9 protein-coding genes are annotated in these 16097 nt (G+C 75.6%); 5 read left to right on the forward strand and 4 right to left on the reverse strand.

What is annotated here, in order from left to right; all coding sequences use genetic code 11:
• Positions 1-4: 4 nt before the first annotated feature.
• The 4 genes from WMF43_RS43830 to WMF43_RS43845 all read left to right on the forward strand — a co-directional run bounded on the left by WMF43_RS43830 (position 5) and on the right by WMF43_RS43845 (position 8804).
• Entirely contained in the window at positions 5-4621 is a 4617-nt protein-coding gene (locus tag WMF43_RS43830; protein WP_437674231.1) for a FecR domain-containing protein, read from the forward strand.
• 175 nt (positions 4622-4796) lie between these two features.
• Entirely contained in the window at positions 4797-7271 is a 2475-nt protein-coding gene (locus WMF43_RS43835) for an AAA family ATPase (protein ID WP_437674233.1), read from the forward strand.
• 169 nt (positions 7272-7440) lie between these two features.
• Complete coding sequence (locus WMF43_RS43840; RefSeq protein WP_437674235.1) at positions 7441-7887, forward strand: hypothetical protein; 447 nt, start codon at positions 7441-7443, stop codon at positions 7885-7887.
• Positions 7884-8804, forward strand: coding sequence for a 3-hydroxyacyl-CoA dehydrogenase family protein (locus tag WMF43_RS43845; protein ID WP_437674237.1), 921 nt, complete (start codon positions 7884-7886; stop codon positions 8802-8804). The genes WMF43_RS43840 and WMF43_RS43845 overlap by 4 nt, the downstream gene beginning before the upstream one ends.
• A 69-nt stretch (positions 8805-8873) precedes the next feature.
• On the opposite strand, the gene WMF43_RS43850 is transcribed toward WMF43_RS43845, so the two are convergent.
• The 4 genes from WMF43_RS43850 to WMF43_RS43865 form a co-directional block, all read right to left on the reverse strand.
• A complete protein-coding gene (locus WMF43_RS43850) occupies positions 8874-9356 on the reverse strand; it encodes a tetratricopeptide repeat protein (protein WP_437674239.1) in 483 nt (160 codons plus the stop codon).
• Between the two features lie 247 nt (positions 9357-9603).
• Positions 9604-10377: a hypothetical protein gene (locus WMF43_RS43855; RefSeq protein WP_437674241.1), complete on the reverse strand. Its 774-nt coding sequence runs from the start codon at positions 10375-10377 to the stop codon at positions 9604-9606.
• Positions 10374-11369 carry an RluA family pseudouridine synthase gene (locus tag WMF43_RS43860; RefSeq protein WP_437674243.1) on the reverse strand — a complete coding sequence of 332 codons (996 nt, stop codon included), beginning with the start codon at positions 11367-11369 and terminating at the stop codon, positions 10374-10376. Before WMF43_RS43860 ends, WMF43_RS43855 begins: the two co-directional genes overlap by 4 nt.
• A 3-nt stretch (positions 11370-11372) precedes the next feature.
• Positions 11373-14432: a PEP/pyruvate-binding domain-containing protein gene (locus WMF43_RS43865; protein WP_437674244.1), complete on the reverse strand. Its 3060-nt coding sequence runs from the start codon at positions 14430-14432 to the stop codon at positions 11373-11375.
• A 710-nt stretch (positions 14433-15142) separates the two neighbouring features.
• Between WMF43_RS43865 and WMF43_RS43870 the strand changes: the two genes are divergently transcribed.
• Positions 15143-15838, forward strand: coding sequence for a hypothetical protein (locus WMF43_RS43870; RefSeq protein WP_437674246.1), 696 nt, complete (start codon positions 15143-15145; stop codon positions 15836-15838).
• Positions 15839-16097: the final 259 nt, after the last annotated feature.

Here is a 16097-nt window from a genome sequence, read left to right on the forward strand (position 1 = left end):
GGCGATGAGCGCGACAGGAACGGGTACGGCTGGGCTCTGCGGCGAGGTCGAGGAGCAGATCGCGGAGGTGCTCGACGGGACGGCGAGGGCGTCGCTGTACGAGCACATCGCCGGCTGCGACGCGTGCCGCGATCTGCGGCACGAGGCGGCGAGGGCCGCGGAGGTCGCGGCGGCCGCGGGCGCGGACTTCCGGCCGGCAGGCGACTTCGCCGACGCGCTGCTCCGGCGGCTCGAGGCGGCGCGCCCGCTGGAGGGCGCGACGAGCGGCGCTGTCCTGAAGGTGGTGGAGGGGCGGTCCGAGGCGGCCGCGGGGCGGTCCGACATCGCCGAAGGGCGCTCCGACATCGCCGAAGGGCGCTCCGACATCGCCGAAGGGCGCTCCGACATCGCCGAAGGGCGCTCCGACATCGCCGAAGGGCGCTCCGACATCGCCGAAGGGCGCTCCGACATCGCCGAAAGGCGGTCCTACACGACCGAGCCGCAACCCGCCGCGGCCGACGCGCGCACCGGCGGGCCGCGCTCCACGATCGCAGAGCGCACCGCGCCCGCGCCGGCGCCTCGCCGCGCGCGCGGCCCGGCCTTCACGCGGCGCTCCGTCTTCGCCGCGGCCGCCCTCGCGGCGGCGGCGGCGGCGGCCGGCGTCGTCCTGCTGCGCGGCGGCCAGGAGACGCCGACCGTCGCGACGGCGACCGGATCGCCCTGGGCCGGCACGGTCGCGTCGGTGGCCCGCGCCTCGTCCGACAAGTCGGGCGGCCTCGAGGCGTGCGACGCCGCGGGGGCCTGCGCGCCGCTCGCCTCGGGCGCCGCGCTCCCCGAGCGCGCCACCCTGCGCACTGACGCGCGCACGCGCGCGCACGTGACGCTCAAGGACGGCTCCGCCCTCGCGCTCGACCGCGGCTCCCGCGTGTGGATCGGCGCCGGCGCGGCCCGCGAGGCGCGCGTCGAGGCGGGCGCCGTCGTGCTCGAGGTCACCCCCGCCCCCGGCGCCCCGCCCGCGCGGGTCGACGTGCCGCACGGCACGATCGAGGTGCTCGGGACCAAGCTCGCGATCACGGCGAGCCCGGAGCGCGCCTCGGTCGAGGTCGCGCGCGGCGCCGTGCGCGTCGCCGGCGACCAGGGCGAGCCCGTCGAGGTGCGCGCCGGCGAGGAGGCGACGATCGCGAAGGGCGCCGCGCCGAAGGTCGCGAGCGCCGCGCGCTTCGCCGACACGCTCGCGTGGAGCGAGGAGTCCGCCGAGGAGACGGGCGCCCCGGCGCTCCGCGGCCTCGGCGAGCTCAGGGCGCGCAAGCCGGGCAGCACCCAGGAGAAGGAGCGGGCCGTGCGGCTCGCGAAGCACGCGGTCAAGGTGCGCATCGTCGACGTCGTCGCCCGGACGGAGATCGACGAGACCTTCGCCAACGACACCGACGAGGAGCTCGAGGGCATCTTCCGCTTCCCGCTGCCGCCCGGCGCGCAGGTCGAGCGGCTCGCGCTCGAGGTGGACGGCGAGCTCATGGAGGGCGCGTTCGTCGATCGCGACCGCGGGGCCGCGATCTGGCGCGGCGTCATCCAGAACGCCGCCCCCAAGGCGCCGAAGCCGCGCGAGGAGATCATCTGGGTGCCCGGCCCGTGGCGCGATCCCGCGCTGCTCGAGTGGCAGCGCGGCGGCCGGTTCGAGCTCCGCATCTTCCCCATCCCGAAGCGCGGCTCGCGCCGCGTCGTGCTCACCTACACGCAGCTCGTCGAGCAGGCCGGAGGCGTCCGGCGCTTCACCTACCCGCTCGCGCACGACGAGAGCGGCACGACCGCGATCGGCGACTTCTCGCTCGACCTCCAGGTGCTCGGCCACGACCGCGCGTTCGGCGTGCAGACGCGCGGCTACGAGCTCGCGCCGGCGCCCGCGGACGGCGCGGCCGACCGGCGCGCGATGCAGGCGCAGGGCTTCACGCCTGCCGGCGATCTCACCGTCGAGTACGCGCTCCCCGATCGCGATCGGCCGGTCACCGCGTGGGCCTACAAGATGACCCCCGCCGCGGCGAACGAGCCGCCGGAGCCCGCCGCGGCGAACGAGCCGCCGAAGCGCGCCGCGAAGCCGGCCGCGCGCGGCGCGCAGGCGAGCGCCGGCGCGGCGCAGGACGCGGAGCTCGCCGCGGCGCGCGCCGTCGCGAGCGACCCGTCGCCGTACGTCGCCATCGCGATCCGGCCCAGGCTCCCTCGCTGGGAGGAGGCGAGGTCGCGCCTGCACGCGATCGTCGTCGACTCGAGCCGGTCCATGGTCGGCGAGCGCTTCGCCCGCGCGACGCGGCTCGCCGCGTCGATCGTCCGCGAGATGGACCGGCGCGACGAGGTCGTCGTCCTCGCGTGCGACACCCTCTGCCGCGCTCTGGGCGGCGGCGGCGGCGGCAGCGCCGACGGCGGCGGCGCCGCGCGGCCCATGGCGCCCGGCGCCGCGTCGGCCGACGAGGTCGAGCGCTTCCTCGGCCGCATCGAGCCCGACGGCGGCAGCGACCTCGCCGCCTCGATGATCGCCGCGCGCGCGGCCGCGGGCCCGCTCGGCGGCAAGGAGCTGCGGATCCTCTACCTCGGCGACGGCACGCCCTCGGTCGGGCCGACGCGCCCCGCGCACCTCGAGGCCGCGGTGCGCGGCGCCGTCCCCGCGGACGACGCCGCCGTGGTCGCGGTGGCGCTCGGGAGCGACGCGGACACGACGTCGCTCCGGGCGCTCGCGCGGGGCGGCGGCGGGGTGATGGTCCCCTACGTGCCAGGCCAGACGCTCGCGAGCGCGGCGCAGTCCGCCCTCGGCGCGGCCTACGGCCTCGTGCTGCGCGATCCGGAGATCGAGCTGCCGCCCGGCCTCACCCAGGTCACGCCCGCGCGGCTCGACCCGATCCGGGCGGGCGGCGAGGCGTTCGTGGTGGCGCGGATGAGCTCCGGCGCCGACGTGACCGGCGCGATCCGCCTCCGCGGCCGCGTCTCGGGCGAGCGCTTCGAGCAGACGTACCCGGTCAGCATCGTCGCCCGGACGGGCGCGGGCAACGCCTTCGTCCCGCGCCTCTACGCGGCCGCCAGGATCGCGGAGCTCGAGGACGCCGGCGGCGACGCGCAGCGGCCCGCGATCGTCGAGCTGTCGCGGCGCTTCTCCGTGGCGAGCCGGTTCACGTCGCTGCTCGTCCTGGAGAGCGAGGCGATGTTCAAGGCGTTCGGCCTCGAGCGAGGCGGCGTCGCCCCGGCCTTCACGGGCGAAGAGCGCGCCGAGAGCGTGAGCGCGGACGCCGAGGGGGAGCAGCCCGACGACGTCGCCGCCGACGGCGCGGCCGCCGAGGCCGACGCGCTCTTCGAGGAGAAGGCCGCGTCGGCGGGCGCCGTGGCGAGGGGCCTTAAGAAGAAGCACGACGACGAGGGGCTCGGGATCACCGGCAGCGGGCTCGGCGGCGGCGGCCGCGGCTGGCAAGCGCCCGCCGCGCCGCCCAGGCCGGCCGCGCCGGCGGCAGCGCCTCGGTCGGCGCCGCTCGACATGGACCTCTCCCCTCCCGCGAAGGGCGACCTGGACGCGCCGCGCCCCGCGCCGACGACCGCCGCCCCGGCGTCGCCGCAGCTCGCGACGCCGCCGCTCGAGCCTCCGTCGCCAGACCCTTCCGACACGTGGTCGCGCCGCCCGGCGCGGCGCATGGTGCCGATGCGCCGGGTGTTCGATCGCAACGTGAGCTTCGAGGCGACGAGCACGCTCGCCGTCGAGAGCGCCGCGAAGACGCCGGACGCCGAGGCGGCGCTCGCGGCGGCGCCGGACAGCCGCGACCGGACGGCGCGCCTCTACGCGCTCTACGCCACGACCGGCCGGCTCGGCGAGGCCCAGGAGCTGACCGCGCGCTGGAGCGGTCGCGACGCGCTCGACCCCGACGCGCTGATCGCGCGCGCCGATCTCGCCGCCCGCCAGGGCGACCGCGACCGCGCGGCGCGCATCCTCGGGGGCCTCGCCGACGTGCGCCCCGGCGACAAGGGGATCCAGGGGCGCCTCGTCGAGCTCTGGGACGCCGCGGGCCGGCCCGCCTTCGCCTGCCAGCACCGGGTGACGCTCGCCGACCTCGCGCCCGCCGACGCGAAGCTCGTCGCCGCGGCGATCCGCTGCGCCGGCGAGGGCGGCCTGAGCGAGCTCGCCGGCCAGCTCCGCCGCGACGTCGCAGGCTCCATCCAGACGGAGGTCGACCGGCAGCTCGCGCGGCAGGACCCGGCGCCGGCCGTGGACCTGTCCGGCGACGTGCAGCTCAGCGCCACGTGGGCGGGCGGCGCCGACCTCGACCTCGCGCTCATCGACGAGCAGGGTCGGCGCATCTCCTGGATGGGCTCCACCGTCCGGTCGCTGACCGTGCGCTCGCGGGACGCGACGAGCACGCGCGCCGAGACCCTCGCCCTGCGGAACCTCCCCAAGGGGCGCTACACGGTCGAGATCGCGCGCGCGTCCGCCGGGGAAGGGTCCTCGCCGTCCGCCCCTGCCGGCGCGCTCGACGCCCCGCGCGGCGAGCTGACCCTCCGCCTCGCCGGCGAGACGCGCCGGGTGCCGTTCACGCTCGCGGGCCCGCGCCTCGAGCTCGGCACGGTGCGCGTGTTCTTCACCTCCCGCCTCGTCCCCGCGTCCTCCTGGTGATGTCCAGGGTGGCGGTTTCCTGTGGAGCCGTCGTCCGGAGATCGACCCCTTCCCACCACGCTTCACTCCCTCCGGAGCAACCTCCCCGGCGGCTCCTCGGGCGCGTCCGCCGGGGGGCCGTCATCCGCCGCCCGCCGCGCTCGTGTCGGGGAGCGATCCTCGATACAGTTTGGACATGAATCCGCTCGTCCCGGACTTCATCCTCGAACAGGATGCCGAAGGGCAGTACGCGGGCGCGCTCGACGCGGCCGTGTTGCATGTCTCGCTCCCGGCCGTCGTGGAGCTCGCCGAGCAGACGGTCGCCCGTCAGTCGGTCGATCCGGACGCGCTGCGCCCGCTCTTCGATCCGCTCTTCGAGGCCGTGCACCAATCGGGCGGGTTCGTCGCGGCGTTCTCGCCGGCCGGCGGGTTCACCGCGCTCTTCCCGGACCGGCCGGGGCGCAACGTCACCCGGCACGCCCGCAGCGCGGCCCTCGCGATGCGGCGCAGCCTGCTCGAGTTCGCCGCGCGGCGCGCGCTCGGCGCGGTGGGGGCGCAGCAGATGCCGTTCAGGATCGGGCTCGCGTGGGGCACGGTCCACTGGACCATCGTGCGCATCGCCCAGGATCGGGCGTACTACCTGCTCTACGGCCCCGCGATCGAGGCGTGCCAGGCCAGCGAGCGCGGGGCGGACGACAGCGAGCTCCACCTCGATCGCAGCTTCCGCGAGCGCCTCCCCGCCGCGAGCGCGCGGGAGAGCGTGGCGGATCTCGACGAGCCCGATCTCGCCGGCCCCCTCTCGCTGACGGTCACGTCGACCCCGGCGGGCGCGGACGTCGCGGCGTTCCTGCCGCCGGGCGCGGGCGATCTCGCGCCGGAGGGCGAGATCCGGGAGGTGACGACGGTCTCGCTCTCGCTCGATCGGATCGCGAGCCCGACGGAGCTCATCCAGCAGCTGCACGAGATCGCGGCCATGTACGGCGCCACGTTCGCCGGCATGAACGTGACCGACCGCGGCTTCGGCGCGATGTTCTACTTCGGCGCGCCCGTCGCGCACGAGAGCGACCACGACCGCGCCCTCGACTTCGCGCTCGAGCTGAAGAGCAACGGCCTCGGCGTGCCGCGGATCGCGGTGGGCATCACCCGCGCGCGCTGCCTCGTCGGCTTCTTCGGCGGCGAGGGCCGCCGCGAGTTCGCCTGCCTCGGCCGCTCCGTCCACCTCGCGGCGCAGATCGCGCGCAAGGCCGCGCCGTCGTCGATCTGGGCGGACGAGCGGGCCTTCCTCGCGGGCGAGGCGAGCCACCAGTGGTCGACCGAGAACATCTTCCGGTTCGACGGGTTCGACCTGCCGATCCTCGTCTACTCGCTCGAGCGGCGGCGCATCGCCGTGCAGGAGGAGTTCTACGACCTCGGCCCCATCGGCCGCGAGTCCGAGCTCGAGCGGCTCACGCGCGCGCTCGAGCCCCTGTTCGAGGGGCGCTCCGCCGGCGTCGTGTACATCGTCGGCGAGGCGGGCATCGGCAAGAGCTACCTCGTACACAGCTACCGCCACCAGCGCGCGCAGCTCATGGACATGCGCCCGCTGCTCTGGATGGAGGCGCGCTGCGACCAGACGCTCAAGAGCCCGCTCTACGCGTTCGAGTTCGCGCTCAAGGAGTACCTCGGGATCTCGTCGGAGATCGGCCAGTCCGCCAAGCAGGCCGGGCTCGACCTCGCGCTCCAGCTCCTCCTCGAGCGGCTGCCCAAGGGCTGGAGCGAGGTGCGGGACGGGATCGAGCGCTCGCGCGGGGCGCTCGCGCGGCTGCTCAAGCTGCGCAAGGACGATCCGGCGGCGCCGGGCGGCGAGGCCGAGCGGCGCGGGGACGCCGTGGCGGCGCTCGCCGCGCTGCTCGTCGCGGAGAGCTCGCTCCAGCCGGTGGTGGTGCACCTCGACGACGCGCAGTGGGCCGATCCGACGTCGCTCGAGGCGGTCCGCGCGATCACGGCCGCGTGCCGGGATCTGCCGCTCGCGGTGATCTGCTCGGCGCGGCCGGGGGCCTCCGGCGAGGCCGAGGTGCACATCCCGCTCGAGCCCGGCATCGCGTCGCAGCGCATCGACGTCCCGCCGCTCCCGCCGGAGCGGCTCCTGTCGCTCGCGGAGCCGTTCTTCGGCGGTCCGCTCCCGACGATGCTCGAGTCGCTGATCGGCCAGACCGCGGCCGGCAACCCGTTCTTCGCGCAGGAGATCCTCGCGTACTGGCTGGAGGACGGCCGGTACGGGTCCGCCCACGACACCGCCCGCTCGAGCCGGTTCATGCCGCCGCGCACGATGAACAGCCTGCTCGTCGCCCGGCTGGAGCGCCTCGAGCCCCGGACGAAGCAGACGGTCATCGCCGCGGCGGTGCTCGGGCGGGAGTTCGACACGCGCGTGCTCGCCCGGATGATCCCGGACGCCTCGGCGCTCGTGGACCACCTGCGCTTCGGCGAGGCGCAGCGGATCTGGTCGCGGATGGGCGAGCACCGGTTCGAGTTCTGCACGGTGCTGATCCGCGACGCCGCGTACGGGATGTTGCCGAAGCTCCTGGCGGAGCGGCAGCACCGCCTCGCGGCCGAGGCGATCGAGGCCGTCTACGGCGAGGATCTCGAGGATCAGCGCGCGGCGCTCGAGAGCCACCGGAAGCTCGCGAGCTGAGCGCGCTCGGGCGGCGCGCTCGGAGCACGCTCGGGCGGCGCCGGGCGCGACTGCTCGGCGGCGCCGGGCGGGCCCGGCGCCGCCGAGCGGGCCAGGCGCCGCCGAGCGCGCCGCGCCGGGCGTGGTACCCCCTCGACACCGCCGGCGAAGTGCGGCAACTCTCCCGCGCATGAGCACGGCCCATCACGACCCCCGCGCGGCCGCGGCGCACGACGCTGACGACCACCACGCCTTCGACGGGGAGCCCGCCCACGCGCTGCCCGCCGACGAGCCGCCCACCCCGAGCTGGGTCCCAGCCCTGGGGCTCGCGCTCTTCGTGGTGGCGGGCGTCGCGTTCCTCGCGACGAGCAGCGACGGCGCCCCGGAGGGGCGGACCGCGCCCGCGGCAGCGCGCCCGGCAGCCGCCGCCGACGCGCAGCCGGCCACGCCCAGGCCGGCCGCCGCGGAGGCCCAGCGCGGGGCGCCCGGCGGGGCGGCGGCGGCTCCGGCGGCCTCGGGCTCGGCGAACCTGCGCAAGCTGACGCCCGAGGAGGTGGACCGGATGCGCAAGCGCATGATGGAAGCGCGGCAGAAGGAAGGCGTCGCGAAGCCGTCCGCCCCCGCGCCGCCGAAGTGAGCGAGGCGGCCGTGGACCCGGCGGCGGCGCGGATGCGCGCGGTGCTCGTGCTCGGCGCGGGCACGATGGGCCAGGGGATCGCGCAGGTCACGGCGGTCGCCGGCTACGTGACGCACCTCCACGACGTGGACGCGGCCCGCATCGGCGCGGCGATCGAGGACATCAAGCGCTCGACCGATCGCCTCGTGCAGAAGGGCAAGATGCTCAACGAGGCGCGCAGCGAGATGATCGGCATGCTGGTCGCCGCGCCGGATCTCGCGCGCGCGGCGGCGGGCGTCGACCTCGTGATCGAGGCGGTGCCCGAGCGGATGGACCTCAAGGTGGAGGTGCTCGGCCGGGCGAAGGAGGCCGCGCCGGAGCGGGCGCTGCTCGGGTCGAACACGTCGAGCCTGAGCATCACCGAGCTCGGCCGGCGGCTCGGGGCGGGCGCGCGCACGATCGGCCTGCACTTCTTCAACCCGCCGCCGGTGATGGAGCTGCTCGAGGTCGTGCGCGGCCTGGAGACCGACGAGGCGACGGTGACGGCGGCGCTCTCGGTGGCGCGGCGCCTGGGCAAGACGCCGATCGTGGTGAGCGACACGCCCGGCTTCGCGACGAGCCGGCTGGGCGTGGCGCTCGGCGCGGAGGCGATGCGGATGCTGGAGGCCGGGGTGGCGTCGGTGGAGGACATCGACCGCGCGATGGAGCTCGGGTACCGGCACCCGATGGGGCCGCTCAAGCTGACGGACCTCGTGGGGCTGGACGTGCGGCTCGCGATCCTGGAGCACCTCCACCGCGAGATCGGGGAGCAGTTCCGGCCGCCGGTGATCCTGCGGCAGATGGTGCGGGCGGGGCGGCTCGGGAAGAAGACGGGCGAGGGGTTTTACCGGTGGACCGAGGCGGGGCCTCAGGCGGGCGACGGCTGGCGTAGGGGGTAGAGGGCGCCCCGGGCGCGCGCGGGGGCGCCGTCAAAGAACGCTGCGCGGCGAGCGCCGCGCCGCCGAACACTACCGGTTCAGCTTGTCCTTCTTCGCGTTCTCCTCGGCCTCTTTCTGGCGCTCGGCCTCGCGCTGCACGATGCGCTCCTTCACCGCGGCGTAGTCCTTCTCGTCCTTGATGCGACGATCGACCTGCTTCTGCCGCTCGGCCGCGGTCGCGGGGTAACCGCCCGCCTTGGGGTTGCTGGTCAGGAACGTGGCGTAGGCTCCCCACGCGTCCTTCGTCCCCTGCCAGTTCTTCTGGCGCTCGCGCAGGTCCGCCAGGCAGAAGAGCACCTTCGCCTGGAGCTCGTCCGTGCCCTTCTTGCCGAGCGCCGTCGTCCAGGCCGTCTCGGCCTCGGTGAGGTTGCCGGACTCGAGCATCGCCTCGCCGAGGCGGTAGAAGCCGAGCATCCGCGCGGGATCGAGCTTGATCGCCTCCTGGAACGCCGCGATCGCGCCGGGGATGTCGCGCGCCACGAACGACGCCTGCCCCTTCAGGACCTGCTCCATGTACGGGCTGATGCCGCTCCGCCCCTCGGGATCCGTGCGCGCCGGAGAGGCAGCAGCGGGCGCCTTCGCGGGCGCCGCAGGCGACTCAGACGGCTGCTGGGCCGTGGCCGGCGCCACGGACAAGAGAGCAGCAAGAGCAAACGAGGCCATCACAGCAAGCGGGCGGTCCTGCATGCGCGACAAGGTACCGCACCGGCGGCTCGGAAGGGAAACCTTGCCGCAGTCGCCGCCGACGGTTCTTGCGCGGCTACCTGCCCCGCGGCCTCCCGCCGTCCGCCGGCGGCGAGCCCGCGTCCACCGGCAGCTCCCCGGCGTCCACCGGCAGCTGCCCCGCGTCCGGCGACCAGCCCGCATCCACCGGCAATCGCCCCGCGTCGGGCGACCAGCCCGCGTCCACCGGCAACCGCCCCGCGTCCGCCACCCACCCCGCGTCCACGGGCAGCCGGGGCAGCTGCCCCGCGTCCGCCGGCGCACCCCCGTCGAGCGCCGCCGCGCGCTGCGCATCCAGCGGCACGAGACGGCCGTCCGGCTCCGGCGGCCACACGAAGCGCTCCTCCACGCCCGTCTTCCGATCCACCAGCTTGGCCCAGCTCGCGCGCGGGTTGTCCGCCATCTGCACGCGCAGCCGCGCCGTCACCCCCTCGTCGAACGTCGGCCGGCGGGACAGGACCCCGGACGGCTTCTCAGGCGCGTCGCCGGTGAGCGGCACGTTGAAGCGGATCCGGTCGAGCAGCTCCTGGCCGACATAGAGCTCGATCGCGAAGCGGCCCATCACGCGCGCCGTCGCCACCGGCTTGCCCAGCGAGACCGGCCGCACGCGCACGATCGAGCTCCTCCCCTTCGCGTGCAGCACCTCGAACACCCACTGCTTCGAGCTCGGCGGCGCGGCAGGATCCGGCGCGTATCCCGCGCGGGACGGGGGGTCGGAAGGCTCGGCCACCGCGACCACGCCGGCAGCGGCGAGCGCGAGGCCGGCGAGGGCCGCCATGGCAGCGCGGGTGAAGGTGCGGGGCAAACTCATCGGGGGCCGGGGCGCGCCTCCGGCGGCAGAGCCGCCTCGGGCGCCGTGGAGAGCACCTCTTCCCACGCGGAGCCGTCGCCGTCGAGGGACTCCCAGAGCGCGCGCAGCTCGTCCGGCACCGGCGAAAGCGCGGCGCGCTGCTCGCCGCGCTCGTCCGGCACCGCGACCGACAGCGCGTGCAGGGCGACGCGATCGAGCGGCACCACGCGGCCGCTCGCCGCGGTCACGGCGCGGGCGCCGCCGCGGTCGCGGTCGCCGAGCAGCGGCGCGCCCGCGTGCGCGGCGTGCACCCGGAGCTGATGCATGCGGCCCGTCACCGGCTCGAGGCGGAGCAGCGTGGCGGCGCGCGCCCCGCCGCCGGCCACCGCGATCACCCGGTACCGCGTCGCCGCCTCCTTCGCGCCGACGCCGCCCACCACCGGCAGGCTGCGGCCGCCCCGCGCCCGCGCCGCGCCGATGGGCGCGTCCCAGGTGCCCGCGCCCTCGAGGCGCCCCCCGGCGATGCCCACGTAGACCCGCGCGACGCGGCCCGCCTCGCGCATCGCCGCGAGGTGCCGCTGGCCCCGCGGGCCCGTCGCGCACAGCACCGCGCCGCTCACGCCGACGTCGAGCCGCGAGGCCGCGTGCGGCGGCGCGGGCAGGCCGAGCAGCTCCGCCAGCTCCGTGACGAGCGACCGCGTGCCCCGGCGCTCCGGCGCCGTCGGCAACGCCGCCGGCTTCGACGCGACCAGGATCTCACCCCAGCGCGCGAGCACCTCGACCTGCGGCGGAGGCGCCCCGCGCCGCGCCGGCCACACCGCGAGCTCGTCGCCCGGCGAGACCACGTCGGCCGGGCGCGCGCGCCGCGCGTTCAGGAACGCCCGGCCCTCGGCCGCCGCGCCCGACAGCGCCGCCGCGGCCGCCGGATCACGCAGCGAGGCGCCCGCGCGCGCGAGCGCGTCCGCCACGGTGGGGCCGTCGCCCGGCCCGACGCGCCACCGCGCCGCGACCACCGGTTACCTGACCGGCACCGGCGCCGGCGACGCGAGCGGCGCCGCGCCGTCGGCCGGAGCGCCCGCGGCCCCGGCGAGCGCGCCGGCCCGGGGCGGCGCCGGCGCGGCGCGCTCGTCGCGCTCGATCAGCCGCTCGACCACGCCGCGATCGCCGTCGATCCGCAGCCGGTCGCCCGTCTTGATCGCCAGCGTGACGCCCGGCACGTTCACCACCGCGGGGATGCCGTACTCCCGCGCGACGATCGAGGCGTGCGACATCGGACCGCCGAGCTCGGTCACCACCGCGGCCGCGACCAGGAACAGCGGCGAGAGGCCGACGTCGGTCGTGCGCGCGACCAGCACCTCGCCCGGCTCCACCGCGTCGAGCGCCGTCGCGCCCGGCTCGAGCACGCGGGCGCGGCCCTCCACGACGCCGGCGCTCGCGGGCAGCCCGAGGAGGCGCTCGCCCGACGCCGGCGGCAGCACGACCGGCGGCGGCCGGCCGATGAACGTCGGCGGCGGGTCGGGGCGCGCGGCGTCGCGCAGGTGCTCGGCCCGGCGCAGCCGCACCACGTGGGCCACGTCGGCGCGGCCGCTGGAGAGCGCGGACACGAGCTCCTCGTAGGTGCAGAAGAAGACGCTCCCCGGCGCGAGCGAGGGCTCGAGCCGCCGCAGGCGCCGGTCGATGTCGAGCGCGACCTTGCGCAGCATACCGAGCACGCGCGTCACCCACGTGCGCATGCGCTCGCGCAGGCGCACGTAGCGCTGCGCCCGGCCGACGAGCGCGCGCACGAGCGCGAGCTCCGCCCACGGCAGGCGCGTCTCGAGCATCGCCATCTCCCGGTCGGCGAGCGCGCGCGCCCGCGCCAGCGCGCGCTCCGGATCGCCGGGCGCGCCGCGCAGCGACGCGGTGAGCATCGCGATGACCGGGGCCGGGTCCTCCCGCCAGCGCGGCGTCGCGAGCTCCGCCTCGCGCACCGCGCGGTCGCCGTGCACCTCGAGGAACCGCGCGAGCGCGTCGCGCGCCGGCCCCTCCGGCAGGTCGCGCGGCCCCCTCACCTCGCCCGCGAAGAGCCGCTCGCGCGCCGCCCGATCCGCCATCACGAGCTCGGCCACGCGGGCGAGCTCGATGCCCGGCCCCGCGCTGTCGAGCTCGCGCACGCCGCCCGCGAGCACCTGCGCGAGGTGCTCGATGTTGGTCTCCGCGCGGCCGGCGGGGTCCTCGAGCGGCTCCTCCCCGGCGGCCGAGCGCGCCGACGCGCGCCGGCGCGCGACCCGCTCCAGCGTCTTGCACAGCGCGAGGTGGCTCGCGAGCGACGCCGACGCGCAGTGCAGCATCAGCGTGCCGGTCCGCTCGAGCAGCAGGTACACGCTGCGCAGCGTGGTGCCGATCGCGTCGTCCGGCAGGAGCGTCATGTCGAGCTCGGAGAGGGCGCGCTGGGCCCAGAGCGCCTCGCCCTCGAAGGCGGCGACCTCCCGCTCGAGCCGCGCCTGCCGGAGCAAGAGCCGCGGGCCCGTGAGCGGCAGCCGCGCGTAGAAGCGGCGCCGCGACGCGCCCTCGCTCTGCTCGGCGAGCCGCGCGATGAGCTCCGCGCTCGCGCCGCCGCTCATGCCGAGCAGCGCCCGCGGCGACAGGCCCGGCACCTGCGCCGCGATCTGCATGAAGGCGGTGAGGTTCAGGTAGAAGCGCCCGTGCACGTTGGCGACGAGGCGCGCGCCGCGCGGCACCCGGCACCCGAGCGCGGAGAACGCCTCGCGGAAGCCCCGGTCGGAGAACGCGCGGGCCACCGACCAGGTGAGCGGCGTCGCGGCCCCGGGGAGCGCCTCGCTCACGTTAGCGCGCGACCAGATCGTCTCCGCGTTGCCCCCCTCGGGGAAGCCGCCGCCGCTCACCGGGCGCACCTGGAGCAGCCACACCCGCGGTGAGGGTTCGCCGTCCTCGTGCGCCCGCGGCGAGGTTTCGCCGTCCTCGTGCGCCCGCGGCGAGGTTTCGCCGTCCTCGCGACCCGGCGGCGAGGCTTCGCCGTCCTCGCGACCCGGCGGCGAGGCTTCGCCATGCTCGCGCCCTGCGGCGCCGTCCGCCGGGCGGCCGGCGCCGTCGTCCGCCGCCGCCTCGACCGCGAACTCCACGTCGAACGGGCCCTTGCCGCCCTGCTCGAGCCGCTCGGCGAGCTCGGCGAGCTGCTGCAGGGCGGCCGCGCCGAGGGCCGGCTGCTCGGCGCGCGCCTCGGGCACCGCGACCTCCTCGAGCCCCGCCGCGCCCACGACGAGCGCGCGCCGCTTCTGCGCCACCGCCGAGGCGACGACTGCGCCGCTGGCCCGCGCGATCCGGATCGTGTCGGCCGCGGCGGCGCCGTCGACGACCGGCGCGCCGAGCCCGAGCGTCGCGTTCACGAGCCGCTCGCCGGCGCGCCAGTGCTCGCCCTCGAGCCCGGGCGGGGGCGCGGTGAAGAGCACGCCCGCGGCCTCGGCGCGCACGACGACCTGCAGCACGACCCCCATCGCGACGTCGCGAACGCCGGCGTGCGCGAGGTACGCGAGCGCGCGGGGCAGGAACGCGCTCGCCCAGACCTGCCGGATCGCCGCCTCGATCTCGCGCTCGCCGCGCGCGCCGAGCACCGACGTCGCGAGCCCCGCCATCGACGTCTCGTCGGCGTCCTCGCACGTCGCGCTCGACCGCACCGCGAGCCCCCAGGGCGCCTCCGGCTCGACCGCCTGCCAGAGCGACCGCAGCGCGGCCGAGAGCGCCTCCGGCAACCGCGCGTTCAGGATGCGGTCGCGCGCCCGCGCCGCCCGGTCGACGCCCGCCTTGGTGCCCGACAGCCGGATCAGGGTCGCGAGGTCGTGCCCCTTCGGCAGCTGCTGATCGACGAGCTCCGTGAAGAACCGCGCCTCCAGCACCCAGCCCCGCGGCACCGGGAAGCCGTCGCGCAGCAGGCGCCCGAGCGCGGCCGCCTTGCCGCCGACGCGCTTCGGGCTGGTGTGCCGGCGCTGGCCGGCGCTCTCGAGCGGCTTCAGCCACTCGCGCACGGAGGGCGGGTCGATCGCGCTGTCGGCGCGGGCGATGCGGGTCGGGTCGGCCACGTCGTTAGCCGAGGGAGTAACACGGTTCGGCGGCGTGGGTCAGGGGCATGTGCGCCGCGCCCGCCGCGCGCGCGGCGGGCGCGACACCGCCGAGCGCGCCCGTGCCGGAGCACCATTTCGACGCCCCCAGGGCGGCGGCTTCAGGTCGCCTCCCGCAACGCCTGGCAGCCGTCCTCGACGCGGGCGAGTCAGGAGCTGCTCCGCGAGACAGGAGCCGCTCGATGACGAGCGGCCTATAGCCTATGGCGCCCTCCGCGGAGCGATCGCGGAGCGCGAGCCGATCACGCACCCCGACACGTCTGCATGGATTCACGACGACCTGATACCGTGATTGAGAAAACCTGCTCCGCGCGGACATTGAGGTCGCGGGCGGCAATCATGGCGGAGGTGTTGAGCAGGGGGGACCGCCCAGCTCATCCTGCGAGCGCCGTCTAGATCTCAGGCCGAGCACGCGTGCCTGTGAACCTCACCGCACCATCCGGCGAGCGGCGGAGCTCGATGATTCCCGTCGTCGCCGTGCGCTCGAGCAGTACCCGCTGCGGAGCTGGCACGTACGGCAGCGGCCGTGGTCGTTCAACCATCAGACAACTGCGAGGTTCGGACCCCGCGCTTCTCCCGCGGCAGCGCCCGCGCGGCCGCGCGGGCGCTGCCGCGACGACGAGGGCCCGGACGACCAGGGGGACCTGGAGCGCTGGAGCCTTCCCCTGGGCGTGCTCGGCGCTGTCGAGGGCCTGTACGAGACGGCGCGCAGCACCGCGGAGGACATGCTCACCAACACGCTGTACATGATGCCCATCGGCATCCCGCTGGCCGCCAACAACATCGGCCAGGCGGTCGTCGAGATCAAGCGCGAGACGGAAGAGAAGGGCGGCGGCGTCCTCGACCTCCTCGAAACCCTCAACGAGAGGTACAATCCCCTGGTTAGCCTCACCAGGAACGCCGTCGAGGCCGTCGAGGCCTACGAGGACCAGGATGCGCGCAAGCTCGGCAACAGGACGCTCAAGCTGGGGATCCAGCTCCTCGGCGTGGCCGCCATCCTCCGGGGATCATGCGACCTGATCCACGAAGTCAAGGAGTATGGGGCAGGCTCAAGCTGGGCTACTGGCGAATGCAAGACGAGCTTGGCCGATTTCTCGATGAGAACGGCAACGTGGTACCGGAAACCGATCCTGACTTTCAGTTCAAAACCCACATCCCCTACACAGGCCAATAATGCTAGCACTTCATCGAGAACCGGAGAAATACCTCGAGAAGTTCGACCTTCACGAAAGTCTAGTCTTGCGCTTCGTGTGCGCTTACGAGCGCAGGAAGGTCGACCTCGTCTTCGACTACGCAGGGGATGCAGTGGAATTGATCGGAGCTGGAAGATGGAAGAAGGGCGACCCATCTCCACCGAGGGATATTAGGCGCATCATCTTTTGCAGCGTCGATTCTGTCACACACGAAGGCGTGCGAACGCCGGTGAATGTTACAGAATCAGAGTACGCCCTCGCTCGCGGGACTGGCCCAATCGTACTGGAAGCCGTTTCGCTGAAGAAAGATCGCAGCCGATATCGCATCAAGCTAGGAATGGGGCGCTCGGGTTCGCACAGCTTCTCTTTTGAATCGATCCTGATAGACCAACGGCTGGGGCGCGCTACAAAAGTAGGCTCGCAACAATGGATC

Source organism: Sorangium sp. So ce131, from assembly GCF_051519095.1.
In the GTDB taxonomy this organism is placed as follows: domain Bacteria; phylum Myxococcota_A; class Polyangia; order Polyangiales; family Polyangiaceae; genus Sorangium.